The following is a 25,577-nucleotide window of genomic DNA, read 5'->3' as shown; positions in this document are numbered from 1 at the left end:
GGAACCGGACCGTCCAGGGAGCTGCGGCGGGGCGGGCAGCGCGCCGGGTCAGACGGCCCGGTCCGGCAGCTGTGTCAGCACCCGGGCGAGCATCTCGAAGTCCTCGGTCACACTGTGACCGGCGCCACGCTCGACCGACTTCCGGTACGCGGGCAGGATCGTCTCGTAGCGGCCGCTGGCGAGGGCCAGCGTCGACTGCAGTTCGAACAGACGGGCCATGAGATGGCGATTGGCCGGTTCCTCGGCGCCCTGCACCGACCCGATCTCGTCGACGAGGGCCGAGAGCCGGCCCAGGAGCCGGCTCGACTCCAGCAGTGTGCGGTAGTACGTGGCCTCAACGGTCCGTCCCGCCTCGCCGAGCAGGGCCGCGTACGTCCGCAGTGCGTCGGCCTCGCCGAGTCCGAGGGCCAACTCGCACAGCAGACTCCAGGAGTCGACGATCCGCTCGGTCCGGTAGCCGGGCGGACCGGCGGGCAGGGTCTCGCCCGCATGCGCGGCCAGCAGCGTGAACGCCGCGCGCAGCTCCTCCTCGGACGCCGATCGGTGGTCGAGCCCGTCTCGGACCTCGTAATACACCCACTTCGGATTGTCCGGCTCCTCGGTCCGCGCCAGCCGGTCCAGCCTGACGTACCGCTCGCGCTTGCCCCTCTGGTCGACCACTTCCGGCAGGTAGCCGGAGTGGTCGAAACGGGCGTCGATCTGCACCCGGGCCGGGGCGCGGCCGTCGGGGTCGTACGGGTGCTCGTGGACCCGTCCCCGGAATCGGAACGGGCCGTCTGCCCGTAGCACCCGCTGGGTATTGCTGTACACCGGGCCGCCCACGTCGGCGATGACGGGGGAGACGACGAAATCGGAGTCGGGCAGTAGGTAGTCGAGCACCGACAGCGCACGGCGGAGCCGGCCCGCGTGCGACGGCACGAGGATCTCGTCGGCGTCCACATGGCACAGCCAGCCGTCGGTGACCTCGCCGAAGGCGAGATTGCGCTGCCGGGAGAAGTCGTCGGCCCAGGGCGCGGACAGGATCCGCGCGTCGCCTCGGGCGCGCAGCGCCTGCTCGGCGGTGCCGTCGACGGACCCGGAATCGACCAGCAGGCAGTGATCGGCGTCGTCGGCGAGCGCGTTCAGACAGCCGGCGATGCGCTCCTCCTCGTTCGAGGTGAGCACGACGGCGGTCACCGGACGGGGGCGGTGCGAGGCGTAGCCGGCTGCCAGGTCCGCGGGGTCGGCGGAGGACAGCGGGGTGTCCGCGAGGTCCAGTGACACGGAGGTGACCAGGGCCAGGTCGGACGCCAGGCGGGAGGCGGGGATGCCTCCGGGCACGTGGACGAGATCGAGCAGGTGCGAGAACTTCATCGCGGCAGAGGGCTTTCCTGGCAGAGGTCGGACGAGGGGGCGAGGGAGTGTTCCAGGTCGAACGCGGCGTCCCCGACATGCCCATGCGAGACCATGATCTTGGTGCCCTCGACCATGCGGAGCGCGTCCCAGATCCGGGTGAGGGTGTCCCGGTCGATGCCGCTGAACGTCTCGTCGAAGAGGTAGATCCGGGGGCCGTGCAGGACGGCGCGGGCGATCGACAGACGCTGGATCTGGCCGCGCGAGAACCCCGCGCCGGTCTCCCGTACCGGCTCGTCCAGCCCTTCAGGAAGGCTGTCGACGACGTCCAGGAAACAGGCGACGCGGCAGGCATCCAGAACGTCGGCCGTGCTGTGCGGTACGCCCAGGGTCAGGTTCTCGCGCAGGGAGGCGGTGAGCAGGACCGGGGTCTCCGGGACGTACAGGACGTGCCGCGGCAACTCGGCCGATGGGATGTGGCTGATCTCGGCGCCACCGAGGGTGATACTGCCCTCGTATCCGGGGTGCATCCCCGCGAGCAGGGTGAGGAGCGTGCTCTTGCCCGAGCCGTTCGCGCCGCGCAGGAGCATGCTTGCGCCGTACGGGACATCGAGGTCGAGTCCGCGGATCGTGTCCTGCCGGGCGCCGGGATGGCGGAACCGCAGGGACCTGATCGAGAGGTCGGCCGACTCCCGTGGCGTCTCCGCCTGCTCCACCGGCAGCGAGAGCCGGGCGTCGTCGCGCTGCATCACCACGTCCCGGTACCGGCCCAGGGCGGCAGAGGTGCGCTGAACGGTCACCTGGAAGGACGCGACGGAGTCCATGGCGCCGAGGAAGTAGCCGGCCATGGTCAGGAATCCGAAGACCTGGCCGACGGTGAGCGCCCCGGACATCATGCGGCTCAGCCCCGCCCAGGCCGCCACCACCGTGAAGACGGTCTGACTGGCCGTCTTGATCACGGAGTTGACGTTCTCCAGACGGCCGAGCCGCGTCTCCGACTCGATTCTGCGCCGCAATGCCCTGCTCATGCGGCCGAAGGCGTAGTCGCCCCTGCCGTAACCGGTCAACTCCATGTGTCCCCGCAGGGAGTTGAGTGTCTCGGATTTCAGTGTGGCGTCCCGCTGGAGAGCTTCCGCCGCGGCGTTCCTGATGTGCGGGTAGAGGAGGACGGAGCTGAGCACGTTGACCGCGGCGGGCGGGATCAGGAACAGGAAGAGCGAGGGCCCGGTCACGAGCAGATAGCCGCCGACCGAGAGGACGACACAGATGTCGATGGCCGCCCTGACGGAGGCCGCGGTGACGAGCCCCTGGATTTCCTGCACATCGTCGATCCGGCTCACCAGGTCACCGGCTCTGCGGCTTTTGAAGTAACCGGCCGGAAGCCGCAGGAGTTTATGCAGGTAGCGTTCCGACAACTGCCGTTGGAGCGACTGGCTCAGGGCCACGATGGCGCGGCCCCGCAGATACTGGACGCCCGCTGCCGCCAGGGCGATCCCGATGAACTCGGCCGACATGACAGCCAGCGCCCGCCGCGAGCCGTCTCGCATGACGCGGTCCACCGCCATCTGGACGAACAGGCTGTTCAGCAGGGCCACCAGGGCCACGACGACGGTCGCCGCCAGGATCAGCAGGAGCCGCCCCCGATGGGCTCGGGCGGCCTGCCACACCAGACCCTGCGCACGGGAGGCGCGGATCCGGGCCCCCAGCGGCAGCCGCGCCATCGGCCTGTCGGTGACCAGGGCCTCCCCGTGGAAGACCTCGGCGAGGACCTCGGGCGCGACGCGCATCGGACGCTGGAGCAGTGGGTCGCCGACGATGAAGTGGCCGCTGTCGGTGGCCTCGTGGACGACAACGAAGTGCCGGTCACCGTCCTCGTCCAGCAGGATGATCGTCGGTCCCGCCAGCCGTACGGCCTGCCGCAGCTGGTCGGTGTCCAGCCGGAGGAGTTCGCTGTCGACGCCGTAGCCCCGCAGGACCTCGCGCAGCCGGAGCAGATTGGAGCCGCGTTCGCCGAGCCCCGTGGACTCGCGCAGGAGTGCCGCGTCGACCACGACCCCGTGCCGCATGAGCACGGCGCGCAGAGACGCCGGGCCGCAGTCGGTGTCCCCCGACTGATGGGTGTGGTATCTCTGCCACTTCACCGAAGAACTCCTGGCCGGGAAAAGAGCGCGCCCGCCGCCGGACGGGGCGGGCGCGGATCCGTACTACAGCTTGTCGCAGCCCAGCGACTTCCAGAGCTTGTAGTAGTCGCCGTAGCTGCAACCCATAGGATTGCCGATCTGAGCGAAAATCCACTCGCACTGGGCGCGGCTCGGCTTCTTGCCCTCGCCGGAGGCGGCGGCCGCCTCCTCGTCGCTGAGTGCGGCGAACTTCAGCTCACGCAGAGCTTGCAGGCTCATAGTTTCCCCAGTTTGTCGTTGGTCTAGGCCATGATTGACCCGGTCGACACCGTAGGCTGAAGATTTCGGCGTGATCAAGGAGAGGACCCGTGATTATGATCACTGGATCTTCCGGGCCGGAAATTGCATCTGGTAAACAAGGGGCTTTCTGCGGGATTAACGAAACGGGCGCGCCGAATTCCCCGATCCGCAGTGCGGCCGGGGAATTCGGCGTGATCGAGTTTCGGGAAAGTCCTACTTAGCCTCGGCCTTCAGAATTTCTTTCAGCTCCTCGTCCGACTCGCGGCCTGGGGTTGGCAGGTTGAACTTGGTGATGGCGAAGCGGAAGATCGCGTAGTAGACGGCGCCGAAGCACAGGCCAACCAGCATCAGTCCCCATGGATTGCTTGCGATGCCCAGGTTCAGAGCCCAGTCGATCACGCCGGCCGAGAAGCCGAAGCCGTCCCGCATGCCCAGCGCCCAGGTCAGAGCCATGGAGATACCGGTGAGGACCGCGTGGATCGCGTACAGGACCGGCGCGATGAACATGAAGGTGAACTCGATCGGCTCGGTGACGCCGGTGACGAAGGACGTCAGCGCGAGCGAGAGCATCATGCCGCCGATCACCTTGCGGCGCTCCGGGCGGGCGCAGTGCACGATGGCGAGGCAGGCGGCCGGGAGGCCGAACATCATGACCGGGAAGAAGCCGGTCAGGAACTGGCCCGCGGTCGGGTCGCCGGCCAGGAAGCGCGCGATGTCGCCGCTCTTGCCGTGGTAGTCGCCCGCCTGTAGCCAGGGGAACGAGTTCAGCAGGTGGTGCATGCCGATCGGGATCAGCGCGCGGTTGGCGACACCGAAGATGCCGGCGCCGATGGAGCCCGAACCCACCAACCACTCACCGAAGTTGTGCAGACCGGTACCGAGGACCGGCCAGATGTAGCCGAAGACGATGCCGAGTATCAGGCCGGCGAGGGCCGCCAGGATCGGGACCAGTCGACGGCCGCCGAAGAAGCCCGCCCAGTCCGGCAGCTTGGTGCGGTAGAAGCGCTGGTAGAGCAGCGCGACGGCGAGACCCATCACCACACCGCCGAGCACCTTGGCGTCGGCCGGGGCGTCCACCATGACGACCTTGCCGTCGACGGCCGTCGCCACCTTTGGCAGGCTCTTGTCGGTGAAGGTGCCGAGCACGTTCTTGAAGACCAAGTAGCCGACGACCGCGGCGAGCGCGGTCGAGCCGTCCGACTTCTTCGCGAAGCCGATCGCGATGCCCACGGCGAACAACAGCGGCATGTTGTCCAGGATCGCGTTACCGCCGGCGGCCATGAATGAGGCGATCTTCGTCAGGAAGGCGGGGAATTCCGGTCGCCCGAGCATGTCGGTGTTTCCGAGGCGCACCAGGAGGGCAGCGGCGGGCAGCACCGCCACCGGCAGCATCAGGCTGCGGCCGATGCGCTGGAGCGCGGCCATCACGCTGGCGCCCTTCTTCTTCTCCGCCGCGGGGGCGGCGCTGGCCGTCGTCACGAGTTCCTCCTGGTGAGGCGGGCTCTCAGGGGATGGGGGCGGCCCGCGCTATGGTCTAAACCACATGTGGTGTAGACCTGTTGTAGCACGTAGGGCTCCGTTACACGTAGGGGTCCGATAAAGGAATCTATCCTTCCATGTGACGGCCGACCCTCCACCCCGCATAATGGTGTAGACCATTCTCGGTTGGTTGTAACGCGGACAGCAGGACGACAGGGAGCGAACATGGCCAGCAAGGCTGAGAAGATCGTCGAGGGGCTCGGCGGCATCGACAACATCGTCGAGGTCGAGGGCTGCATCACCCGACTCCGTACCGAGGTCAAGGACGTCTCCCTGGTCGACGAGGCGCTGCTGAAGGCCGCGGGCGCCCATGGCGTGGTGAAGATGGGCAGCGCGATCCAGGTGGTCATCGGCACCGACGCGGACCCCGTCGCCGCCGAGATCGAAGACCTGATGTGAGCCGCTGAGCCCGTCGCGCCGCCCTCCGGGGCCAGGGAGATCCATCAGAGGCCCCCTGCCCCGCCGCGGACGCGGACCGGGGCCCTTCGCGATGCCGATAGGCTCATCCCATGTCTCGTATCGACGGCCGCACCCCCGACCAGCTCCGCCCCGTGACCATCGAGCGCGGTTGGAGCAAGCATGCCGAGGGCTCGGTCCTCGTCTCCTTCGGCGATACGCGGGTCCTGTGCACCGCGAGCGTCACCGAGGGCGTGCCGCGCTGGCGCAAGGGCAGCGGCGAGGGCTGGGTCACCGCGGAGTACGCGATGCTGCCGCGCTCCACCAACACCCGGGGCGACCGCGAGTCCGTCCGCGGCAAGATCGGCGGCCGTACGCATGAGATCTCCCGGCTCATCGGCCGCTCGCTGCGCGCCGTCATCGACTACAAGGCGCTCGGCGAGAACACCATCGTCCTGGACTGCGATGTCCTCCAGGCCGACGGCGGCACCCGCACCGCCGCCATTACCGGCGCCTATGTGGCCCTGGCCGACGCCATCGGCTGGGCCCGCGGGAAGAAGCTGATCAAGGCCACCCGGCAGCCGCTGACCGGAACCGTCTCCGCCGTCAGCGTCGGCATCGTCGGTGGCGTCCCCCTGCTCGACCTCTGCTACGAGGAGGACGTGCGCGCCGAGACCGACATGAACGTGGTCTGTACCGGTGACGGACGCTTCGTCGAGGTGCAGGGCACCGCCGAGGGCGAGCCCTTCGCCCGCGAGGAGCTGAGCGGGCTGCTGGACCTCGCCGTGGCGGGCTGTGACGCCCTGTCCGGAATCCAGCGCGCGGCACTGGCCGAGGGGAACTGACGGCGGCATCGGGCAACCACCGCGCGGCGCCTGGCGTTTAGTCAGGTACCAGCACCTTTCCCGGGGAAGGACCCACTTCATGGCGCCGCGCCTCCGTCACCGCCGTACCACCGCCGTCACCGCCCTCGCCGCCGTCGCGCTCGCGGTGCCGGTCACCGTGGGCTGCAGCGCGGTGGAGAAGGCCCTGGACTGCGCCCAACTCGCGCTGGAGATATCCAACGACGTGGACGACCTCCAGGACGCCATGGTCGGCGCCGCCATCGACCCGCAGCAGGCCGACAAGATCCTGGATGCCCTCGACAAGGACATCGACAAGGTCGGAGACCGCACCGACAACGCGGACGTCGGCAAGGCCCTCGACGACCTCCAGAAGGCCGTGGACAACGTCCAGAAGTCCGTCGACAGCGGCGAGGACCCCGATCTGAGCCCGGTCAAGGACGCGGCGGGTGAGCTGACCAAGGTCTGCTCGCCCTGACCGCCCCCCGATCGGCACGCGCCATCCACCCTCGATAATCGAGAACTATGCAGCAACGCACTGACGGACACCCTCCGCACCCCCGCCGTCTCATCCTCGCCACCCGCAACGCCTACAAGATCACCGAGCTGCGCTCGATCCTGGGCGAGACCGGTCTCGACGTCGAACTCGTCGGCGCCGACGCCTATCCGGAGGTCCCGGACGTCAAGGAGACCGGCGTGACCTTCGCGGAGAACGCCCTCCTCAAGGCCCATGCCCTGGCCCAGGCCACCGGCCACCCCGCCATCGCCGACGACTCCGGGCTGTGCGTGGACGTCCTCGGCGGCGCCCCCGGCATCTTCTCGGCCCGCTGGTCGGGCCGGCACGGCGACGACCGTGCCAACCTCGAACTGCTGCTGGCCCAGCTCGCCGACGTTCCCGACGAACACCGCGGCGCCCACTTCGAGTGCGCCGCCGCCATCGCCCTCCCCGACGGCACCGAGCGCGTGGTCTCCGGCCGGCTCACCGGCACCCTCCGCCACGAGCCCGTGGGCGGCGGGGGTTTCGGCTACGACCCGATCCTCCAGCCCCATGGCGAGACCCGTACCTGCGCCGAACTGACCCCGGACGAGAAGAACGCCATCAGCCACCGCGGCAAGGCGTTCCGCGCCATCGCCCCGGTCGTCCGCGAACTCCTGGGGTGAGCGGCCCCCGTAGAGCGCCGCGGGCCCGGCCCGCGGCGAGGCGGGCCGGGCCCGCGTATGCGTGGCGTGCGGCCGGAGGGACTCGAACCCTCACGGGTGTTACCCCACTGGGACCTAAACCCAGCATGACTGCCAATTCCATCACGGCCGCTCGGCACGGTCATGGTATCGCCTGGTGAACGGGGGCCGGGGCGGGAGCCCCGGGTCCGTCACAGCCCCAGGTCTTTGATGATCTTGGCGACGTGGCCGGTGGCCTTCACGTTGTACAGGGCGCGCTCGACCTTGCCCTGCTCGTCCACGATGACGGTGGAGCGGATCACGCCCGTCACCGTCTTGCCGTAGAGCTTCTTCTCGCCGAAGGCGCCGTACGCCTCCAGGGTCTCCTTGGAGGGGTCGGCGAGCAGGGTGACCGTCAGGTCCTCCTGGGCGCGGAACTTGGCCAGCTTCTCGGGCTTGTCCGGGGAGATGCCGATGACGTCGTAGCCGTGGCCGGAGAGGAACTCGAGGTTGTCGGTGAAGTCGCACGCCTGCTTGGTGCAGCCGGGGGTGAGGGCCGCGGGGTAGAAGTAGACGATCACCTTGCGGCCGGCGTGCTCGGCGAGCGAGACCTGCTTGCCGTCCGCGTCGGGGAGGGTGAAGGCGGGGGCGGTGTCGCCGGGCTGCAGTCGCTCGCTCATGGTCTGGTGCTCCTCGTGGCATCGGGGGTACACACCCGACATTAGCCAGCTTCCCGTCCGGGGGTGCCGTGGGGCGGTGAGGAGAGCGAGCTGACAGACTGTCCACTACGAATCATCGAGACTGACGGAGGCAGCGCGGTGTCGGATGCCAGGACCCCTGCGCAGATCGAGGCGGACATCGCCCGCAGGCGGCAGGAGCTCGCCGTGACGCTCGACGAGATCGGGGTGCGGGTGCACCCGAAGACGATCATCGGGGACGCGAAGGCGAAGGCGGCGTCGGCCGTGGACCGGACCGCCGGGCGGGCCTATGTGTCCGTCAACCGAGTGGTGACGGGCGTGCGCGGCCAGCTGGTGTCGGAGGAGGGCGAGCCCCGCATGGAGCGGATCGTGCCGGCCGCGCTCCTGGTGGCCGGGCTGGTCGGCCTGCTCGCGCTCTCGGCCAGGTCCTCCCGGTCCGCCAAGACGTCCCGCTCCGCGCGGTGCGCCAAGCGGCGCCGGTGAGGGAAGGGCGGCGGGCTCCGGCCCCCCTGAAGGCTTCATCTCGCCCTCCGGCCAGGTACGGTCATGGCGTGAGTGCGAACACGACCCATGACAAGCTGCCCATCCGGATGCTGCACGATCGCGTGCTGGTCCGTACCGACATTCCGGAGGGTGAGCGCCGGTCGTCCGGCGGAATCGTCATCCCCGCCACCGCGGCGGTCGGCCGGCGGCTGGCCTGGGCCGAGGTGGTCGCGGTCGGGCAGAACGTACGGACCGTGGAGCCCGGTGACCGGGTGCTCTACGACCCGGAGGACCGGGCCGAGGTCGAGGTCCGCGGGGTCGCCTACGTACTGATGCGGGAGCGCGATCTGCACGCCGTGGCCGCCGAGCGGCTGGAGGGCGCGGACGACTCCACGGGGCTGTACCTGTAGGCGACCGTCCAGGGGCGCCCGCCGGGTCGTGACGCCTGCGGCGCGCTGTTCCCCTCCCCGCCCCTTCCCGAAACCGGGGCTCCGCCCCAGGCCCCGGGCCGGGGCTCCGCCCCAGGCCCCCGTACCGGGCTCTGCCCCAGGCTCCCGTACCGGGCTCTGCCCCAGGCTCCCGTACCGGGCTCTGCCCCAGGCTCCCGTACCGGGCTCTGCCCCAGGCCCCCGGGCCGGGGCTCTGCCCCAGGCGGAAACGGGGGCTCCGCCCCAGACCCCGAAACCGGGGCTCTGCCCCTAGGCCCCGAAACCGGGGCTCTGTCCCAGGCCCCCGGACCCGGGGCTCTGTCCCAGGCCCCCGGACCCGGGGCTCTGTCCCAGGCCCCCGTACCGGGCTCTGCCCCAGGCCCCCGGACTCGGGGCTTCGCCCCAGGCCCCCGTACCGGGCTCTGCCCCAGGCTTCCGGGCCGGGGCTTCGCCCCAGGCTCCCGGGCCGGGGCTCTGCCCCAGGCGGAAACGGGGGCTCTGCCCCCAGACCCCGAAACCGGGGCTCTGCCCCAAGCCCCCGAAACCGGGGCTCTGCCCCAAGCCCCCGAAACCGGGGCTCTGCCCCTGGACCTCGGGGCCTGGGGTGGAGCCCCTGCCGCGCGGCGGAGCCGCATATCGATGCCGTGGGACGGGGCGCGGCCCCGGCTCGGGGGCTGGGGCGGGGCCCCGGTTTCGGGAAGGGGCGGGGAGGGGAAAGATCCGCTCCGCGCCCCCTCGGGGCGCCGCTCAGCCGCCCACCGGGCCTCCCGGGTCGCCGCCAGGATCACCTGGCCCACCCGGGTCGCCGGGGCCGCCGGGGCCCCCGGGGCCGGGCTCGGTCGTCGGTCCGCCGGTGGGGAAGTCCGTCGGCGGGGTGGGGATCGTCGGCTCGTCCGTCGGCAGGGTCGGCGCGGTGTCGGTCGGCGCCGTCGGGACCGACGTGTCCGGCGGGGCGCCGGTCGGGGGAGTGGTGACCACCGGCGGCGGGGAGCCCGTGGGCTGCTGGGTCTCGGAGCCGTCGGGGGTGTCCGTGCCGTCCTCCAGCCGCAGATCGAACTCGGCCGGTTCCTTGCCGTCCAGCGCCCCCGCCGTGTACTGCGCCCAGATCTCGGCGGGGTAGCCGCCGCCGTTGATCCGCTCCAGCCCCGTCGCCCCGTACAGCGACTTCTGCACGCCGGTGTTGGAGTCCTGGCCCATCACCGCGACCACGGTCGCCAGATCCGGGGTGTAGCCCGCGAACCAGGCGGCCTTGTCCTCCTCCGCGGTGCCGGTCTTGCCCGCCGCCGGGCGCTCGGCGCCCTGGGCGGCGGTGCCGGTGCCGCCGTCGACCACGCTCTGCAGTATCGCGGTGGTGGCGTCGGCGGCGCCGCGCGGGATGGCCTGGCGGCTCTCCCGCGCCGGGAGATTGATCCGCGCACCGTCCTTGGTGACCCGCTCGACCAGGCTGTACCGGCCGTGTTCGCCGTGGTTGGCGAGGGTCGCGTACGCCTCGGTCATGTCCAGCACGCTCGCGGTGGCCGGGCCGAGCGCGATCGAGGGGGAGGCGTGCAGATCGGGGGTGCGCCTGGGGAGGCCCAGGTCGATGGCGGTCTGCTTGACCTTGGAGGGGCCGACGTCCTCGGCCATCTGCGCGTACACCGAGTTCACCGAGTTGTCGGTGGCCGTGGTGACGTCGATGTCGCCGTAGTCGACGTCGTCCTCGTTGGCCGGGGCGTAGCCGGTGGGCCCGCCGGAGCCGATGACCTCGCGCTTGTTGTCGCCGTTGTAGAGGGTGTCCGCGGTGATCGTCTGGCCGTCCTGGGTGGTGGCCCCGTAGCGCACCGCCGAGGTGAAGACGAATGGCTTGAAGGTGGACCCCACCTGGTAGTCACGGCGGGTCGCGTTGTTGACGAACTGCTTGGTGTAGTCGATCCCGCCGTAGAGGGCGACCACCTTCCCGGTCTTGGGGTCGATCGAGGCGCCGCCCGCGCGGACGTAGCGGTCGACCTTGCGGTCCTTGCTGAGCTTGCTCATCAGCCGGTCCCGCACGGCCTCCGTGAAGGCGTCCTGCTTGTCCTTGTCGATCGTGGTGGTGATGCGGTAGCCACCGCGCGCCAGGGTCTGCTCGTCGATGACCCCGTTGCTGGTGAGGTAGTCCTCGACGGCCTCGACGAGATAGCCGCGCTGGCCGGACATGCCGGAGGGGGCCTTGGCCTCGGAGGGCCCGGGGAAGGTCATCTTCTGCCGCTCGGCCCTGGTCAGCCAGTGCTTCTTCACCATGCCGTCCAGAACGTAGTTCCAGCGGGCCATGGCCCGGCCCTTGTTCTGCGGGTGGGCGACGATGTCGTAGGAACTGGGGGCGTTCAGCAGGGTGGCGAGATACGCGCCCTGGGCGGTGTTCAGCTCGCCGATGTCCTTGCCGTAGTACGCCTGGGCGGCGGCCTGGATGCCGTAGGCGTTGCGCCCGAAGTAGCTGGTGTTGAGGTAGCCCTCCAGGATCTTGTCCTTGCTCACCTCGCGGTCCAGCTTGATCGCGATGAAGAACTCCTTGACCTTGCGGGAGACCGTCTGCTCCTGGTCCAGGTAGTAGTTCTTCACATACTGCTGGGTGATGGTGGAGCCGGACTGCTTGCCCTTGCCGGTGGCGGTGTTCCAGGCGGCCCGGAGCATCGCCTGGGGGTCGATGGCCGACTCCGCGTAGAAGTCCCGGTCCTCGGCCGCGAGCACCGCGTGCTGGATCCGCTTGGGCACCTGGCTCAGCTGGACGTTCTCCCGGTTGACCGTGCCCTCGCGGGCCAGCTGGGAGCCGTCGGAGTAGAGGAAGACATTGCTCTGGGCGATGGCGGCCTTGTTGGCCGGGGGGATCTCGACGAGCAGATAGCCGGTGACGAGCCCGCCCGCGATCAGCAGGACGATCAGCAGGAAGCCCCCGAGGACCATGCGCCAGGTGGGCAGCAGACGGCGCCATCCGGTGCGCTGGGGACGCCCCTTTCTGCCCTTGGCCGGTTTGCCCTCCGGCAGGCCGTCCGCGCGGTGCGGCGTGTCGTGGTTGCCATCGCCGGCGCCGGGCCGGTCACCCGTTCCGGCCACGCCACCATCGATCAGCTGGGGCTCGTCGTTCATGTCTCCTGAGACTCCTCGGCCGCCGTCGAAGGTTGCGCGGCGGTGGGATCGTGCACGGTCGGGCGATTCGCGTCGTACGCCCGATAAAACACTGTCGCATCATCCGTTCCGGGCCGAGGACGAGGCGCGCACCTGTGACTGGTCTGTGACCGGTCGAATGGATGATTCCGCTCACACCATCCGGTGAATAATGCCTGGCCGTCTCTCCCGTCACCCCACTAGGCTCCGGATTTTGGCGCCGTTCGGGGCGGTGCGGTCGGGCCGGCCGGGCGGTGCGGTCGGGAAGGGGAGGCGGGGGCGGATGCGGCTGTACGCGGCCGTCGCGGTCAGCGGCTTCAAACGCTACGCGACGTATCGGGTCGCCACGGTGGCCGGGGTCTTCACCAACACGGTTTTCGGCTTCATCCTCGCCTACACCTACACCGCGCTGTGGGACGAGCGGCCGCACCTCGGCGGCTACGACCTCGCCCAGGCGCTGACCTTCGTCTGGCTCGGCCAGGCGCTGCTGGCGGCCGTGGCGCTGATGGGCGGCGGCTTCCAGGAGGAGCTCCAGGAGCGCATCCGCTCCGGGGACATCGCCGTGGACCTCTACCGCCCGGTCGACCTCCAGATGTGGTGGCTGGCCACCGAGCTGGGCCGGGCGGCGTTCCAGCTGCTGGGGCGCGGTGTGGTGCCGATGGCCGTCGGGGCGCTGGTGTTCGAACTCCGGCTGCCCGCCTCACCCTTGACCTGGCTGTGGTTCCTGCTCGCCGTGGCGCTCGCGGTGTGCGTCGGCTTCGCGGTGCGCTATCTGGTGTCGCTCGCCTCCTTCTGGCTGCTGGACGGGACGGGGCTGTCCATGCTGAGCGGACTGCTGTGCCTGTTCTTCTCCGGGATGATCCTGCCGCTCAACGTCTTCCCCGGGCGGCTCGGCGAGATCGCCCGCGCGCTGCCCTGGGCGGCGATGCTCCAGGTGCCGGCGGATATCTTCCTGGAGGAGCGCCGGGGCTCGGGGCTGCTGGAGGCGCTCGGCTTCCAGGCGGGGTGGGCGGTGGCACTGCTGGCGGCCGGACGGGCGCTGCAATCGGTGGCGACCCGGAAGGTGGTGGTCCAGGGTGGCTGAGTCCGCCGTGTCCAACGGGCTGCGGGCCTATGGCCTGATCGTCGGGATGTGGGTGCGCTCCACGATGGCGTACCGCACCTCGTTCCTGATCATGACGTTGGGGAACTTCCTCGCGACCGGCCTCGACTTCGTCGCGATCGCGCTGATGTTCACCCACATCGGGGAACTGGGCGGCTTCACCCTGGACGAGGTCGCCTTCCTCTACGGCACCACCAGCGTCGCCTTCGGCCTCGCCGATCTCGCGCTGGGCACCATGGGCCGGCTGGGCCAGCGGGTGCGCGACGGCACGATGGACACCCTGCTGGTGCGGCCGGTGCCGATACTCGCCCAGGTGGCCGCCGACCGCTTCGCGCTGCGCCGGCTGGGCCGGATCACCCAGGGGGCGGTGCTGCTCGGCTGGTCGGTGGCCCGGCTGGACATCGACTGGACGGTGGACCGGGCGCTGCTGATGCCGGTGATGCTGCTGAGCGGGGGCGCCATCTTCGGGGCGCTGTTCGTGCTCGGCGGCGCCTTCCAGTTCTGGGCCAAGGACGCCTCCGAGGTGCAGAGCGCCTTCACCTTCGGCGGGACCACGCTGCTGGAGTACCCGCCGACGGTCTTCGGCAAGGAGCTGCTGCGGGGCGTCACCTTCGTCATCCCGCTGGCCTTCGTCAACTGGCTCCCGGCGCTGCACATCCTGGGCCGCCCCGATCCGCTGGGGCTCCCGGACTGGATCGGCTTCGCGGCGCCGCTGGTCGCGGGCGGCTGCTGTGCGGTGGCGGGGCTGGCGTGGCGGGCGGGGCTGCGGGCGTATCAGAGCACGGGGAGCTGAGGGGAATGGTCGTGGGGAATGGTGTCGGGGATGCCGTGGACGCTCTGATCGAGCTCGACGGCGTCGAGAAGGTGTTCCAGGTGCGGCGCAAGGCCGGGCTGATGCGCCGCGAGCGCCGCGAGGTGCGCGCCGTGGACGGCATCAGCTTCCGGGTGCCGCGCGGCGAGATGGTGGGCTACATCGGCCCGAACGGCGCCGGGAAGTCCACCACCATCAAGATGCTGACCGGCATCCTGGTGCCCAGCGGCGGGCGGCTCAGGGTCGCCGGAATCGACCCCTCCAGGGAGCGGACGAGGCTCGCGCGCCGGATCGGGGTGGTCTTCGGGCAGCGCACCACCCTGTGGTGGGACCTGCCGCTGCGCGATTCGTACGCGCTGGTGCGGCGGATGTACCGGATCCCCGACGACCGCTACCGGCACAACCTGGACCGCTGTGTGGAACTGCTCAACCTCGGCGCGCTGTTGGACGTGCCGGTGCGTCAGCTCTCGCTCGGCCAGCGGATGCGCGGCGATATCGCGGCCGCCCTGCTGCACGACCCCGAGGTGCTCTATCTGGACGAGCCGACCATCGGGCTCGACGTGGTGAGCAAGGCGAAGGTGCGGGAGTTCCTGCGCGATGTGAACGCGGAGCAGGGCACGACGGTGCTGCTCACCACCCACGACCTGACCGATATCGAGCTGCTGTGCAAGCGGGTGATGGTCATCGACCACGGGCGGCTGGTCTACGACGGCGGGCTGGACGGGCTGCACGCGGTGGGGGAGAGCGAGCGCACCCTCGTGGTCGACCTGGAGCGGGAGCTGCCGCCCATCGAGGTCCCCGGCGCCCGGACGGTGCGGGTCGAGGGGCCCCGGCAGTGGCTGGCCTTCCCGGCGACCAGCAGCGCGGCGCCGATCGTGGCGGCGGTCGCCGACGGCTGTCCGCTGGTGGACCTCTCGGTGCGCGAGCCCGAGATCGAGGACGTCATCGCGAGGATGCTGCACGGGGCGGAGGACCGGGCGGGGCGGACGACGTAGTGGGCAAGGGCGCGGTGTGGGAGAGGGCCAGGGCGGGTGCCCGCCATTAGTCTGTCCGTATGACGAGCGCTGGTTCTTCGCAGGGGGCGAGCCCCGATCTCCCGGACCCGGCCGGGATGCGGGCATCGGACGCCGAGCGTGAGCGGATCGCCGAGGTCCTCCGCGAGGCGGTCGCCGAAGGCCGCCTGGACATGGAGGAGTTCGAGGAGCGGCTGAGCGCGGCCTACGCGGCGCGCACCCATGGCGAGCTGGAGCCGCTGGTACGGGACCTCCCGGTGCCCGGCAGCGCCGCTCCGGCCCCACCGGCCCCGGCCGACCGCACCGGCTGGGCCGAGCGGATCGGCGGTACCCCGACCTCGAAGTGGGCCGTGGCGATCATGGGCGGCTTCCAGCGCAAGGGGACCTGGACCGTTCCGCGTGCCTTCACCGCCTTCGCCGTCATGGGCGGCGGTGAGATCGATCTGCGCGAGGCCCGGTTCGAGGGCCGCGAGGTGGTGATCCGCTGCTTCGCGCTCATGGGCGGGGTGCAGATCATCGTCCCGCCGGACCTGGAGACGCATGTCAGCGGCATCGGACTCATGGGTGGTTTCGACCACACCGGGTCCGCCGATGGGGACCCCACCGGCCCCCGGGTGACCGTCACCGGTCTCGCGCTCTGCGGCGGGGTCGGCGTCGAGCGCAAGCTCCGCAAGGAGGAGCACCGGCGCATGAAGGAGGAGCGCCGCCGGCTGAAGGCCGAGCGCCGGGAGGAGCTGCGCGCCGAGCGGCGCGAGGAGCGTGCGGGGCGCCGGCTGTCCCTGGAGAAGGAACGCCGCGAGGACTAGGGCCTGTCTGGGCGCTCCGCGGGGAGTGGCGCGATGCGTCGTTGGCCGACTGCGGCGCCGTCGCGGCTGGTCGCGCCCCCGCGGCGGAGCCGCACATCGACACAGCCCCGCGCCCTTTCGGGGCGCTGCCCGAACCGTAGGGAGCGCCCTCCGGAGCTCGTCCGGGCCCTCTCGGGTCCTCTAGAGCTCGGCCGCCGTGCGGCCCCGCAGGTGGTCCAGGTCCAGCGCCCGCGCCATCGCGCGGTAGCCGTCGTCGCTCGGGTGCAGATGGTCGCCCGAGTCGAACATCGGGCGCAGCCGCAGCGGGCTGATCGGGTCGCGCAGCGCCTTGTCGAAGTCCACGACCTCGTCGAAGACCCGCCCGGCGCGGATCTGCGCGTTGATCTGCTCGCGCACGGCGTCCAGCTGGGGGGTGTAGCCGCGGTGCCCGTAGAAGGGCGTCAGGGTGGCTCCGATGACCCGCAGGCCCCGGGCGTGGGCCTGCTCGGTCAGCCGCTTCAGGCCCCACACGATCCGGTTGGGGTCGGTCTGGTGGGGGATGCGGAGTATGTCGTTGACGCCCAGCTCGATGATCACGGCCTTGACGCCCGTACGGGACAGCACGTCGCGGTCGAAGCGGGACAGCCCGCTGGGGTTGTTGGGCGGGAACTGGGTGCCGTCGCTCAGCACGCGGTTCCCGCTGATGCCCTGGTTGAGCACGCCGAAGCGGGGCGCCCCGGGTTCGCTGCGCAGCCGCTCGGAGAGGAAGTCGGTCCACCGGTGGTTGGCCCCGGCGGTGGAGGTGATGCCGTCGGTGATCGAGTCACCCAGCACCGCGACCGCGCCCTCGGCCTGCTTGGACCACACGTCCACACCGGTCAGATAGCGCCAGTACGGGCTCTGCTGGGTGTAGGCGGCGCCCTCCGTGTCCTCCGTACGGTCGCCACGCGCCAGGTACGAGGTCTGGCGGGCGTGCGGGTGGTAGGTCACGGAGCCGGACGCCTGCGGGGTGTAGGTGGTGACCAGCAGATCGGCCGCGTCCGGGACGGCGAGCCGCACCGGGTCGCTGGTGGTCGCCTTACCGGGCGGGATCGTCACCCAGGTCCGGTTGTCGAAGGTGAGACGGCGCATGGTGCCGGCGGCCGCGGTGGGGTTGCTGGGCGCGGCGGCCAGCGCCACCGAGGCATGCGTGATCGTCAGCGGACGGCTGCTGTAGAAGTTCGAGAGCTGGATCCGGGTGCTGGTGCCGCCGATGCTGGTGTGCACCACGTTCCGTATCGACATGCCCGAGAGGCCGCCGCGCAGCGTCCTCGGCTCGGCGGCCGCCGCCGAGGTGGACCAGGTGCCCACCCAGGCACCGGCCGAGGCCGGGGCGGCCGAGCCGCGGGCCCCCTGCGCACGGGGGTCCGAACCGCCCTTGTCACCACCGAGCCCGATGAATATCGCGGTGGAGACGAGGATCACCACAGCCGCCAGCGCAGCGAGCACGGCATACCCCGTGCGTCTGGGCATTGGGGGCATGCTCATGGGCGGGCTGTCTCCTCGGGCAGACGGAGCCCGAGGCTCCGGAAGTGGACGGGAACGGCGGGTGGAATCCGGCATTGCCGATGCGGTCCGGTCGGTCTCCCATGATCCCATGGTGGGACCCGGCTCCGCCTGTCGGCCTGCCCCCAATGTGCTGGGTCGCTCCCCCAGACAGACGACGGGAACTCACCGTTCGTTCCACCCATGGGCGACCGAGACCGGAAAGAGACAATGCATGGGGAGACGGGTCGACCAGGTGGAGCGTATGGAGCGAAGAACGACTGGTGAGACGGCAGTTCCGCGGTCTCGGGGCGCGGCTGTGCCCTTCGTCACGGACAGCCCCCTCGACGCGGAGCGGCGGCGCGGGGTGCGCCGGATGAAGGCGTTCGCCACCGGGCTGCTGCTCGGCGTCGCACTGGTGTACGTGCTCGCCACCTGGGCGCGGTCCTCCGGCATCGGCGGCTGGCCCGGCTACGTGGCCGCGGCCGCGGAGGCGGGCATGGTGGGCGCCCTGGCCGACTGGTTCGCGGTCACCGCGCTCTTCCGGCGGCCCATGGGGCTGCCCATTCCCCATACGGCGATCATCCCCACCAAGAAGGACCAGCTCGGGGCCAGCCTCGGGGAGTTCGTCGGGGAGAACTTCCTCTCCGGCGACGTCGTACGGATGCGGCTGCGCGCGGTCGGCATCGGCAGCCGGCTCGGCACCTGGCTCGCCGAGCCCGAGCACGCCGACCGGGTCACGGCCGAGCTGGCCACCGCGCTGCGCGGCGCGCTCACGGTGCTGCGCGACTCCGATGTGCAGGCCGTGGTGGGCGAGGCGATCACCCGCCGGGCCGACAGCCAGGAGATCGCACCGGGCCTGGGCAAGCTGCTGGAGCGGGTGGTCGCGGACGGCGGCCACCGCCGCGCCGTGGACCTGGTGTGTCTGCGCGCCCACGACTGGCTGGTGGAGCACAACGACTCGGTGATGCTGGCCGTGACCGGTGGCGCCCCCGGCTGGACGCCGCGGTTCGTGGACCGCAAGGTCGGCGAGCGCGTCTACAAGGAACTGCTGCGCTTCGTGACCGAGATGCGCGACATGCCCGACCATCCGGCGCGCGGCGCCCTGGACCGCTTCCTCACCGACTTCGCCGGGGATCTGCAGTCCGACACCGACACCCGGCTGCGGGTGGAGCGGGTGAAGAGCGAGGTGCTGGGGCGCGGCGACGTCCAGGACATCATCGCCTCGGCCTGGGCCTCGGTGCGGGCGATGATCGTCGCGGCGGCCGAGGACGAGCGCAGCCAGCTGCGGCAGCGGGCCCGGGCGGCGATTCTGTCGCTGGGCGGGCGGATGGTGACGGACCAACGGCTGCGGGACAAGATCGACGGCTGGCTGGAGGACGCCGCCGTCTATGTGGTGACGACGTATCGGGACGAGATCACCTCGCTGATCAGCGAGACGGTGGCGGGCTGGGACGCGGACCACACCTCGCGGAAGATCGAGGCGCATATCGGCCGGGATCTGCAGTTCATCCGGATCAACGGCACGGTGGTGGGTGCCCTGGCCGGGCTGGTGATCTATACGGTCTCGCGGGCGCTGGGCGGATAGCGCGCGGGCGGTGGTTGGCGGGCGGTTGGCTCGTGGCGCCGGGCGGTTGGCTCGCGGCCCCGGATGGATTGCCGCGTCCCGTCTCTGGAAGGTGCGCGCGGCCTGGCCTATGGTGCGCGCGTGCGACGTCGTGGTGGGCGTGCCGTGCTCGCCCGGGGACTGTGGACGGCCGGTGAACTAGCCGTCACCCTCGGGGTCGTGGTGCTGCTCTTCGTCGTCCACCAGCTGTGGTGGACCAACCGGCAGGCCAGGGCGGGCGCACGGCACGAGGTGTCGGTGCTGGAGCGGCGGTGGCAGGACGGGGCGGCGGACCCCGCGACGCCGACGCCGGGGGCGACGGGATCCGCCGACTCCGCTCAGGGGGACGACCGCGGCCGTGGCCATGACCGTGACCGGTCGGCCGGGAGCGGCGCCGGGGGCCGAGGGCCGCGCCGGGACCAGGCGTACGCGGTGCTGAGGATCCCGCGTATCGGCCTTACGGTGCCCATCGCCGAGGGCATCGGCCGCGCGGCGGTGCTCAACAAGGGCTATGTGGGCCACTATCCGCGCACCGCACAGCCGGGCCAGGCGGGCAACGTCGCCCTCGCGGGCCACCGCAACACCCACGGCGAGCCCTTCCGCCGGCTGGACGAGGTGCGCCGGGGCGACACGGTGCGCGTCGACACCGCCGACGCCCGCTATACGTACGTGATCGAGCGCACTCTGCCGCGCACCTCGCCCGCCGACGGGACGGTGATCGCGCGGGTGCCGTACAGCTCCGCCCACCCTCGCTACCGCTACACCGAGCCGGGCTACTACCTCACGCTGACGACCTGCACCCCCGAATTCACGTCTCGCTACCGCTTGGTGGTCTGGGCCCGGCTGCGGGCCGCGGCCCCACGAGTGCCCTGACCTGCCGTCGATCGTCTGCGGCGCCGTCGTGGCTGGTCGCGCCCGCGCGGCGGAGCCGCATATCGACACAGCCCCGCGCCCCCGCGGGGCGCATCCGAACCGCAGCCGAACCGCAGCCGAACCGCATCCGAACCGCAGCCGACTTCCGCCGATCTGCTTAGACTGGCGGAGCCAGGAGGGGAGACCGGTCCGGGAGAGGGGGGACGGGACGGTGCCGCGACGACTTGACGCGCTGCGGGCGCAGTTGGGCGTCTGTCTGTTCCTGCTGACCGGGGTTCTGCTGGCGCAGAGCGGTGTGGTCAGCGCCGTCGCCCTCGCCGCCACCGTCGCGACCACGACCGCCGTCGCCGCCGCGCCGGCCATATGCGCGATCCTGGCCTCCGGTGGCCGAACACCCGTTCCCGCCGGGCGGATTCGCACCGCGATACGGGACCGGGAGCGCCGTACGGCGTTCCTGCCGCAGCGGGATCCCGATGCCGCTGGACGCCCGAGGCCCCGAGCGCCGGGCCGTCGCCTGCCGACGGCCGCGTAGGCGCACCGCTTCTTTCAGCCTCTCCAGGGGGCACCTCCCAGCGGTAGCTGGGGGAGATCGAGGAGCGGGGTCCGGGGCGGAGCCCCGGAATCCCAGGATCCGTACCGCCGCGCCACGCGGCTCGTCACGCCGATGTCTTCCTCACTCCGGCACGACGAGACCCGCGGAGGGCTCCCATGTCCCTTTTCTCATCCCTCGGCTCCCTGTTGACCACCATGGCGGACGGCCTCGATCCGCTCTTCGGCGCGTCCGCGGCGGCGGCCGCCATCGTCCTGTTCACGCTGTGCGTCCGCGCCGCGCTGCACCCCCTGGTCCGGGCGGCGGCGCGCGGCGAGAAGGCGCGGGCCGCGCTCGCGCCGAAGATCACGGAGCTGGGCCGCAAGCACCGGGACGACCCGGAGCGGATGCGGCGCGCCATGGCGGAACTCCAGGCGGAGGAGGGCGCGTCACCGCTGGCGGGCTGTCTGCCGACCCTCGCCCAGCTTCCGGTCTTCTTCGTCATGTACCACGTGTTCTCCACCGGCAGCGGCGCCGGAGACCTGCTCGACCACACGCTCGCCGGGGCCCCGCTCGGCGCCCACTGGGGCGGGGTGCTCAGCGGTGGGCCGGGGCTGGTCTACCTCGGGCTCTTCGCGCTGATCGCGGCCGTGGCCACCTGGACGTATCTCCGCGCCCGTAAGGTGACCGTCCCCGGGGCGTCCGGAATGGCCCGGGCGCTGCCGCTGCTGTCGTTCGGCACCCTCGTCACCGCCGCCGTGGTCCCGCTGGCGGCGGCGCTCTACCTGGCGACCAGCGCGACCTGGACGGCGGTGGAGCGGGCCCTGTTGCAGCGCTGACGCCGACCCCCGCCCCGGTCACCCTTGGGACCGATGTCCCAGTCCGTGAACGAGGTCTTGCGGGCTGGACGCCCCTGAAGGGAGGATCAATCGGCCGGTAGGCGCCTCGCACCGGCCTGTGACCTCGGGAGTCTTGGGATGAAACTGCTGCGAGTCGGACCGGCGGGCGCGGAACGCCCCGCGCTGCTCGATCAGAACGGCACCCTGCGCGATCTGTCCGCCCTGGTCCCGGACATCGACGGCGCCCTCCTCGCCGACGAGGCCGCCCTCGCGCGGGTGCGCGCGGCGGCGGCCGCCGAGGGGGACGACGCGCTGCCCGCGATCGAGGACGGCGGGGTGCGGATCGGCCCGCCGCTCGGCCGTATCGGCAAGATCGTGTGCATCGGGCTGAACTACCACGACCACGCCGCCGAGACCGGCGCGAGCATCCCCGAAGAGCCCATCGTCTTCATGAAGGCCCCGGACACGGTCGTCGGCCCCCAGGACACGGTCCTCGTCCCGCGCGGCAGCGTGAAGACCGACTGGGAGGTGGAGCTCGCCATCGTCATCGGCCGCACCGCCCGCTACCTCGGCTCCGACGAGGCCGCCCTCGCCTCGGTCGCGGGCTACGCGGTGGCCCACGACGTCTCCGAGCGCGCCTTCCAGATCGAGCGCGGCGGTCAGTGGGACAAGGGCAAGAACTGCGAGACGTTCAACCCCCTGGGCCCCTGGCTGGTGACCGCCGACGAGGTCCCCGACCCGCAGGCCCTGGGCCTGCGCCTCTGGGTCAACGGCGAGCTCAAGCAGAGCGGCAGCACGGCGGACCAGATCTTCGGTGTGGCCCATGTGGTCCGTTACCTCAGCCAGTTCATGACCCTCTACCCCGGCGATGTCATCAACACCGGCACCCCGGCGGGCGTGGCCATGGGCCGCCCCGAGCCCAAGCCGTATCTGCGCGCCGGTGATGTCGTCGAGCTCGAGATCGACGGGCTGGGCCGCCAGCGCCAGGAGTTCAAGGACGCCTGACGCGGGACCGGATCATTTGAACGGGGGAGGGGCGGACCCGCCGGGCCGCCCCTCCCCCGACTCGGCCCTGGGCCGTTCAGCCCCGGACCGTCGACAGATAGCGCTCCAGCGCCGCCACTACCAGTGCGTGGTCCTCGGCCTGTGGCAACCCCGAGACCGCGACGGCGCCGATGACGCCCGTGCCCGTCACATGGATCGGAAAGGCGCCCCCGTGCGCCGCGTACCGGTCGGGGTCGAGGCGCGAGGACTCCTCGAAACTGCTGCCCTTGGCGCGGAAGCGGGTGCCGACCAGGAACGAACTCGCCCCGTAGCGCTCCACGACCCGGCACTTGCGCTCCAGCCAGGCGTCATTGTCCGGGGAGGTGCCCGGCAGGGCGCGGTGGAAGAGGCGCTGACCGGCCCGCTGGACGCCGATCGTCACGGCGGCGCCGCGCTCCTGGGCCAGGTCGGCGATGAGGCAGCCCAGCCGCCAGGCGTCGTCGTTGTCGAAGTGGGGCAGCCGCAGCCGGCGCTCCTGCTCCTCCAGCTCCGCCACGTGGGATATCGCGTCGGTGTGCTCGCTCATGCGGGGACCTCGATCCGGACGGTACGGCGCTCCGCGGCCGCCACCCGGGCCGCCTCCAGCACATGCAGGGTGGCCGCGGCCTCGGCGGCGGTGACCGGCGGCGGGGTGCCGTCGCGGAGGGCGGCGGCGACGGCGGCGTAGTACGCGGGGTAGTCGCCCGGGAGGGTCTCCACCGGGGCGCCGCCGCCGGTCGTCGGGGACTCTCCCGCGCCCAGCCGGCCCCAGTCGCCCTCCGGCTCGGCGCCCCATTCGGCGGACGGGTCGCCGGGGCGGAGCCCCTCGCGCAGGGCGGCCTCCTGCGGGTCGAGTCCGTACTTCACATAGCCGGACTCGCTGCCCAGCACCCGGAAGCGCGGACCGAGCTGGGCGGTGGTCGCGCTCATCCACAGATGGGAGCGGACCCCAGTGGTGTGGGTGAGGGCGATGAAGGTGTCGTCGTCGGTCTGCGCCCCGGGGCGGCGCATATCGACCTCCGCGTAGACGGACTCGACCGGGCCGAAGAGCGTGAGCGCCTGGTCGACCAGATGGCTGCCCAGGTCGTACAGCAGCCCGCCGACCTCGGCCGGGTCGCCGGACTCCCGCCAGCCGCCCTTGAGCCGCGGCCGCCACCGCTCGAAGCGGGACTCGAAGCGCTGCACCTCGCCCAGCGCGCCCTCGGCGAGCAGCTTGCGGAGGGTGCGGAAGTCGTTGTCCCAGCGGCGGTTCTGGAAGACGGTCAGCAGCAGTCCGCGGGCCTCGGCGAGCGCCGCCAGCTCCTCGGCCTCGGCGGCGGTCGCGGCCAGCGGCTTGTCCACGACGGTCGGCAGCCCCGCCTCGAGGGCGGCGCGGGCGAGCGGGACATGGGTGCGGTTCGGGGAGGCGATGACGATCAGGTCCAGCTCATCCGCCCGGTCCCACAGCTGATCGGCGGAGTCCACGAGCCGGACGTCGGGGAACTCGGCACGCGCCTGCCGCTGCCGCTCCGGGCTGGAGGTGACGATGGTGTCGAGGGCCAGCCCCTCGGTGGCCGCGATCAGAGGGGCGTGGAAGACGGATCCGGCCAGGCCGTAGCCGATCAGTCCCACTCGGATGGTGCTGCTGTCATCGGTGGCATCCATGGGGGCCACTTTGGCAACAGTGTTGCCAAAGTGCAAGCGGTGGCCACAATGGAGGGGTGAACAGCACGATGTCCGGAGCTTCCGGGCCCGGAGCCAATCTGACCGCCCTGCGCGGCCATAACGCCGCACTCGTCCTGCGACTGCTGCGGGACGCGGGCGAGGACGGCATCAGCCGGCCGGAGCTGGCCGGGCGCACCGGCCTCACCCCCCAGGCCGTCAGCAAGATCACGGCCCGGCTGAGGGCGGAGGGGCTGCTGGCGGAGGCCGGTCAGCGCGCCTCGACCGGCGGTAAACCGCCCACCGCGCTCCGGCTGGTCCCGGACGCCCGCCATGCGATCGGGCTCCAGCTCGACCGTGACGAGGTGACGGCGGTCCTGGTCGACCTCGCGGGCACCTCGGTCGCCGCCCGCTCGGCCCCCTTCGACTTCGGCGCGCCCGCGGAGGAGGCGCTCGCGGCGGCCACGGCCGAGGTCAGGGCGCTTCTGGCGGACGCGGCGGCCGGCGGCGTGGTGGGCGGAACGGCGGGTGGCGGTATCGCGGCGGGCGCCGGTAGCGGCATCGCGGCGGGCGGCGGGACGGACGTCGCTGCGGGTGGCGGCATCGCCGCGGGCGGCGGTACCGACGTCGCGGCGGGCGCCGGTAGTGGCTTGGCCGCGGGTGGCGGGCTGCTCGGTGTCGGCGTCGCCGCGCCCGGACCGCTCGACCACGGCTCCGGCGTGCTGCACCGCGTCACCGGCTTCCCCCAGTGGGACGGCTTCCCGCTGCGCGACGCGCTCGCCGAGCGGCTCGCCCTCCCCGTCGTCCTCGACAAGGACACCAACGCCGCGGCGCTCGGACTGGTGACCTCCGGGACCGCCGAGTCGGCCGCCTATCTCCACCTGGGCACCGGCCTGGGTGCCGGTCTGGTGCTCGGCGGGGATGTGTACCGGGGCGCGCGGACCGACGCGGGGGAGTTCGGGCACCAGGTGATACAGCTCGACGGGCCGCCCTGCGACTGCGGCAACAACGGCTGTCTGGAGGCGCTGTGCCTCGCCGCCGTCGCGCGTGGCGACCGTACGGACGCCGCGCGGCTGCTCGGCATCGGCGCGACCAACCTCGTACGGCTCCTCGACATCGACCGGGTGCTCCTGGGCGGCCGGATGGTGCTGGCCGACCCGGAGCCGTACGTTCGTGGTGTGGCCACGATGATCGCCGAGGACTCCGCCCGCGCCAGTCGGCCCCCGGTCTCCGTGGACGTCGTGGAGCGGGGCGAGCGGGCCGTCGTCGAGGGCGCCGCCCGGCTGGTGCTCGCACCGCTGTTCGCACTGGGCTGATCGAGGGGGATCCTGACCGCCAGTCGGGGGCAATCCGGGCCTGGTGCGGTGTGTCGGCGTGCGGACGCGGAATGTAGCGGAGTGCTCGGGGAAAACCGC

Annotated in this window: 25 protein-coding genes and 1 tRNA gene; 16 read left to right on the top strand and 10 right to left on the bottom strand. The window is 71.6% G+C overall.

The genetic code is table 11. The features are described 5' to 3' along the window. Positions 1–48: 48 nt before the first annotated feature. The 4 genes from NP777_RS39320 to NP777_RS39305 form a co-directional block, all read right to left on the bottom strand. On the bottom strand, positions 49–1,353 hold the full coding sequence (locus tag NP777_RS39320; protein WP_256654965.1) for a glycosyltransferase: 1,305 nt from the start codon (positions 1,351–1,353) through the stop codon (positions 49–51). Continuing rightward, a complete protein-coding gene (locus NP777_RS48310) occupies positions 1,350–3,473 on the bottom strand; it encodes a peptidase domain-containing ABC transporter (RefSeq protein WP_256654964.1) in 2,124 nt (707 codons plus the stop codon). Before NP777_RS48310 ends, NP777_RS39320 begins: the two co-directional genes overlap by 4 nt. Before the next feature lie 63 nt (positions 3,474–3,536). Next, positions 3,537–3,731 carry a hypothetical protein gene (locus NP777_RS39310; RefSeq protein WP_069863733.1) on the bottom strand — a complete coding sequence of 65 codons (195 nt, stop codon included), beginning with the start codon at positions 3,729–3,731 and terminating at the stop codon, positions 3,537–3,539. 234 nt (positions 3,732–3,965) lie between these two features. Continuing rightward, positions 3,966–5,231 carry a PTS transporter subunit EIIC gene (locus NP777_RS39305; protein ID WP_256654963.1) on the bottom strand — a complete coding sequence of 422 codons (1,266 nt, stop codon included), beginning with the start codon at positions 5,229–5,231 and terminating at the stop codon, positions 3,966–3,968. A 225-nt stretch (positions 5,232–5,456) separates the two neighbouring features. Here NP777_RS39305 and NP777_RS39300 point away from each other — a divergent pair, with 225 nt between their 5' ends. From NP777_RS39300 to rdgB, 4 genes are all read left to right on the top strand, one after another. Continuing rightward, positions 5,457–5,690, top strand: coding sequence for a glucose PTS transporter subunit EIIB (locus NP777_RS39300; RefSeq protein ID WP_069863737.1), 234 nt, complete (start codon positions 5,457–5,459; stop codon positions 5,688–5,690). 110 nt (positions 5,691–5,800) lie between these two features. Then, on the top strand, positions 5,801–6,532 hold the full coding sequence (gene rph / locus NP777_RS39295) for a ribonuclease PH (protein WP_256654962.1): 732 nt from the start codon (positions 5,801–5,803) through the stop codon (positions 6,530–6,532). Positions 6,533–6,611: 79 nt separating this feature from the next. Next, positions 6,612–7,007 (top strand): hypothetical protein, encoded by a 396-nt coding sequence (locus NP777_RS39290; RefSeq protein ID WP_256654961.1) that lies wholly within the window; start codon positions 6,612–6,614, stop codon positions 7,005–7,007. 47 nt (positions 7,008–7,054) lie between these two features. Continuing rightward, positions 7,055–7,690: an RdgB/HAM1 family non-canonical purine NTP pyrophosphatase gene (gene rdgB / locus NP777_RS39285; protein ID WP_256654960.1), complete on the top strand. Its 636-nt coding sequence runs from the start codon at positions 7,055–7,057 to the stop codon at positions 7,688–7,690. A 67-nt stretch (positions 7,691–7,757) separates the two neighbouring features. Here the strand turns inward: rdgB and NP777_RS39280 are convergent. Both NP777_RS39280 and bcp read right to left on the bottom strand, forming a co-directional pair. Beyond that, positions 7,758–7,841, bottom strand: a tRNA-Leu gene (locus NP777_RS39280). A 58-nt stretch (positions 7,842–7,899) separates the two neighbouring features. After that, positions 7,900–8,367: a thioredoxin-dependent thiol peroxidase gene (gene bcp, locus NP777_RS39275; RefSeq protein ID WP_256654959.1), complete on the bottom strand. Its 468-nt coding sequence runs from the start codon at positions 8,365–8,367 to the stop codon at positions 7,900–7,902. A 138-nt stretch (positions 8,368–8,505) separates the two neighbouring features. Here bcp and NP777_RS39270 point away from each other — a divergent pair, with 138 nt between their 5' ends. Together NP777_RS39270 and NP777_RS39265 are read left to right on the top strand one after the other, a co-directional pair. Continuing rightward, complete coding sequence (locus NP777_RS39270; RefSeq protein WP_256654958.1) at positions 8,506–8,868, top strand: DUF3618 domain-containing protein; 363 nt, start codon at positions 8,506–8,508, stop codon at positions 8,866–8,868. A 107-nt stretch (positions 8,869–8,975) separates the two neighbouring features. Then, entirely contained in the window at positions 8,976–9,278 is a 303-nt protein-coding gene (locus NP777_RS39265) for a GroES family chaperonin (RefSeq protein WP_044581870.1), read from the top strand. A 765-nt stretch (positions 9,279–10,043) separates the two neighbouring features. Here NP777_RS39265 and NP777_RS39260 read toward each other — a convergent pair. Beyond that, positions 10,044–12,398 carry a transglycosylase domain-containing protein gene (locus NP777_RS39260; RefSeq protein WP_256654957.1) on the bottom strand — a complete coding sequence of 785 codons (2,355 nt, stop codon included), beginning with the start codon at positions 12,396–12,398 and terminating at the stop codon, positions 10,044–10,046. A 301-nt stretch (positions 12,399–12,699) separates the two neighbouring features. On the opposite strand from NP777_RS39260, the gene NP777_RS39255 reads away from it, so the two are divergent. Genes NP777_RS39255 through NP777_RS39240 form a run of 4 tightly spaced genes read left to right on the top strand, consistent with a single transcriptional unit; the run spans position 12,700 to position 16,148 of the window. Further along, positions 12,700–13,500, top strand: coding sequence for an ABC transporter permease (locus tag NP777_RS39255; protein WP_256654956.1), 801 nt, complete (start codon positions 12,700–12,702; stop codon positions 13,498–13,500). Positions 13,501–13,546: 46 nt separating this feature from the next. Beyond that, entirely contained in the window at positions 13,547–14,311 is a 765-nt protein-coding gene (locus tag NP777_RS39250) for an ABC transporter permease (protein WP_256654979.1), read from the top strand. Positions 14,312–14,316: 5 nt separating this feature from the next. Continuing rightward, entirely contained in the window at positions 14,317–15,324 is a 1,008-nt protein-coding gene (locus NP777_RS39245) for an ABC transporter ATP-binding protein (RefSeq protein ID WP_256654955.1), read from the top strand. 59 nt (positions 15,325–15,383) lie between these two features. Then, the gene (locus NP777_RS39240) at positions 15,384–16,148 is read left to right on the top strand and encodes a DUF1707 SHOCT-like domain-containing protein (protein WP_256654954.1); all 765 of its coding nucleotides are present in this window, start codon (positions 15,384–15,386) and stop codon (positions 16,146–16,148) included. A 180-nt stretch (positions 16,149–16,328) separates the two neighbouring features. On the opposite strand, the gene NP777_RS39235 is transcribed toward NP777_RS39240, so the two are convergent. Further along, the gene (locus NP777_RS39235) at positions 16,329–17,639 is read right to left on the bottom strand and encodes an SGNH/GDSL hydrolase family protein (RefSeq protein WP_256654953.1); all 1,311 of its coding nucleotides are present in this window, start codon (positions 17,637–17,639) and stop codon (positions 16,329–16,331) included. Positions 17,640–17,886: 247 nt separating this feature from the next. On the opposite strand from NP777_RS39235, the gene NP777_RS39230 reads away from it, so the two are divergent. From NP777_RS39230 to NP777_RS39210, 5 genes are all read left to right on the top strand, one after another. Further along, positions 17,887–19,239, top strand: a complete 1,353-nt coding sequence (locus NP777_RS39230) for a DUF445 domain-containing protein (RefSeq protein ID WP_391858664.1) — start codon at positions 17,887–17,889, stop codon at positions 19,237–19,239. A gap of 120 nt (positions 19,240–19,359) precedes the next feature. Then, positions 19,360–20,130: a class E sortase gene (locus NP777_RS39225; RefSeq protein ID WP_256654952.1), complete on the top strand. Its 771-nt coding sequence runs from the start codon at positions 19,360–19,362 to the stop codon at positions 20,128–20,130. Between the two features lie 211 nt (positions 20,131–20,341). Then, positions 20,342–20,662, top strand: a complete 321-nt coding sequence (locus NP777_RS39220) for a DUF6412 domain-containing protein (protein ID WP_256654951.1) — start codon at positions 20,342–20,344, stop codon at positions 20,660–20,662. A gap of 176 nt (positions 20,663–20,838) precedes the next feature. Continuing rightward, complete coding sequence (locus NP777_RS39215) at positions 20,839–21,498, top strand: YidC/Oxa1 family membrane protein insertase (protein WP_256654950.1); 660 nt, start codon at positions 20,839–20,841, stop codon at positions 21,496–21,498. 138 nt (positions 21,499–21,636) lie between these two features. Further along, positions 21,637–22,503, top strand: a complete 867-nt coding sequence (locus tag NP777_RS39210; protein ID WP_256654949.1) for a fumarylacetoacetate hydrolase family protein — start codon at positions 21,637–21,639, stop codon at positions 22,501–22,503. Positions 22,504–22,579: 76 nt separating this feature from the next. Here NP777_RS39210 and NP777_RS39205 read toward each other — a convergent pair whose 3' ends face one another. Both NP777_RS39205 and NP777_RS39200 read right to left on the bottom strand, forming a co-directional pair. Next, entirely contained in the window at positions 22,580–23,068 is a 489-nt protein-coding gene (locus NP777_RS39205; RefSeq protein WP_256654948.1) for a heme-degrading domain-containing protein, read from the bottom strand. Beyond that, a complete protein-coding gene (locus NP777_RS39200; protein ID WP_256654947.1) occupies positions 23,065–24,165 on the bottom strand; it encodes a Gfo/Idh/MocA family protein in 1,101 nt (366 codons plus the stop codon). The genes NP777_RS39205 and NP777_RS39200 overlap by 4 nt, the downstream gene beginning before the upstream one ends. Positions 24,166–24,233: 68 nt before the next feature. On the opposite strand from NP777_RS39200, the gene NP777_RS39195 reads away from it, so the two are divergent. Continuing rightward, positions 24,234–25,478 carry an ROK family transcriptional regulator gene (locus NP777_RS39195; protein WP_256654977.1) on the top strand — a complete coding sequence of 415 codons (1,245 nt, stop codon included), beginning with the start codon at positions 24,234–24,236 and terminating at the stop codon, positions 25,476–25,478. The last annotated feature ends 99 nt before the right edge of the window (positions 25,479–25,577 follow it).

It is taken from the genome of Streptomyces rugosispiralis (assembly GCF_024505145.1).
Taxonomy (GTDB): Bacteria; Actinomycetota; Actinomycetes; order Streptomycetales; family Streptomycetaceae; genus Streptomyces; species Streptomyces rugosispiralis.
Note: the sequence above shows the minus strand (reverse complement) of the source record. Positions and strands in the feature narration are given on the sequence as shown.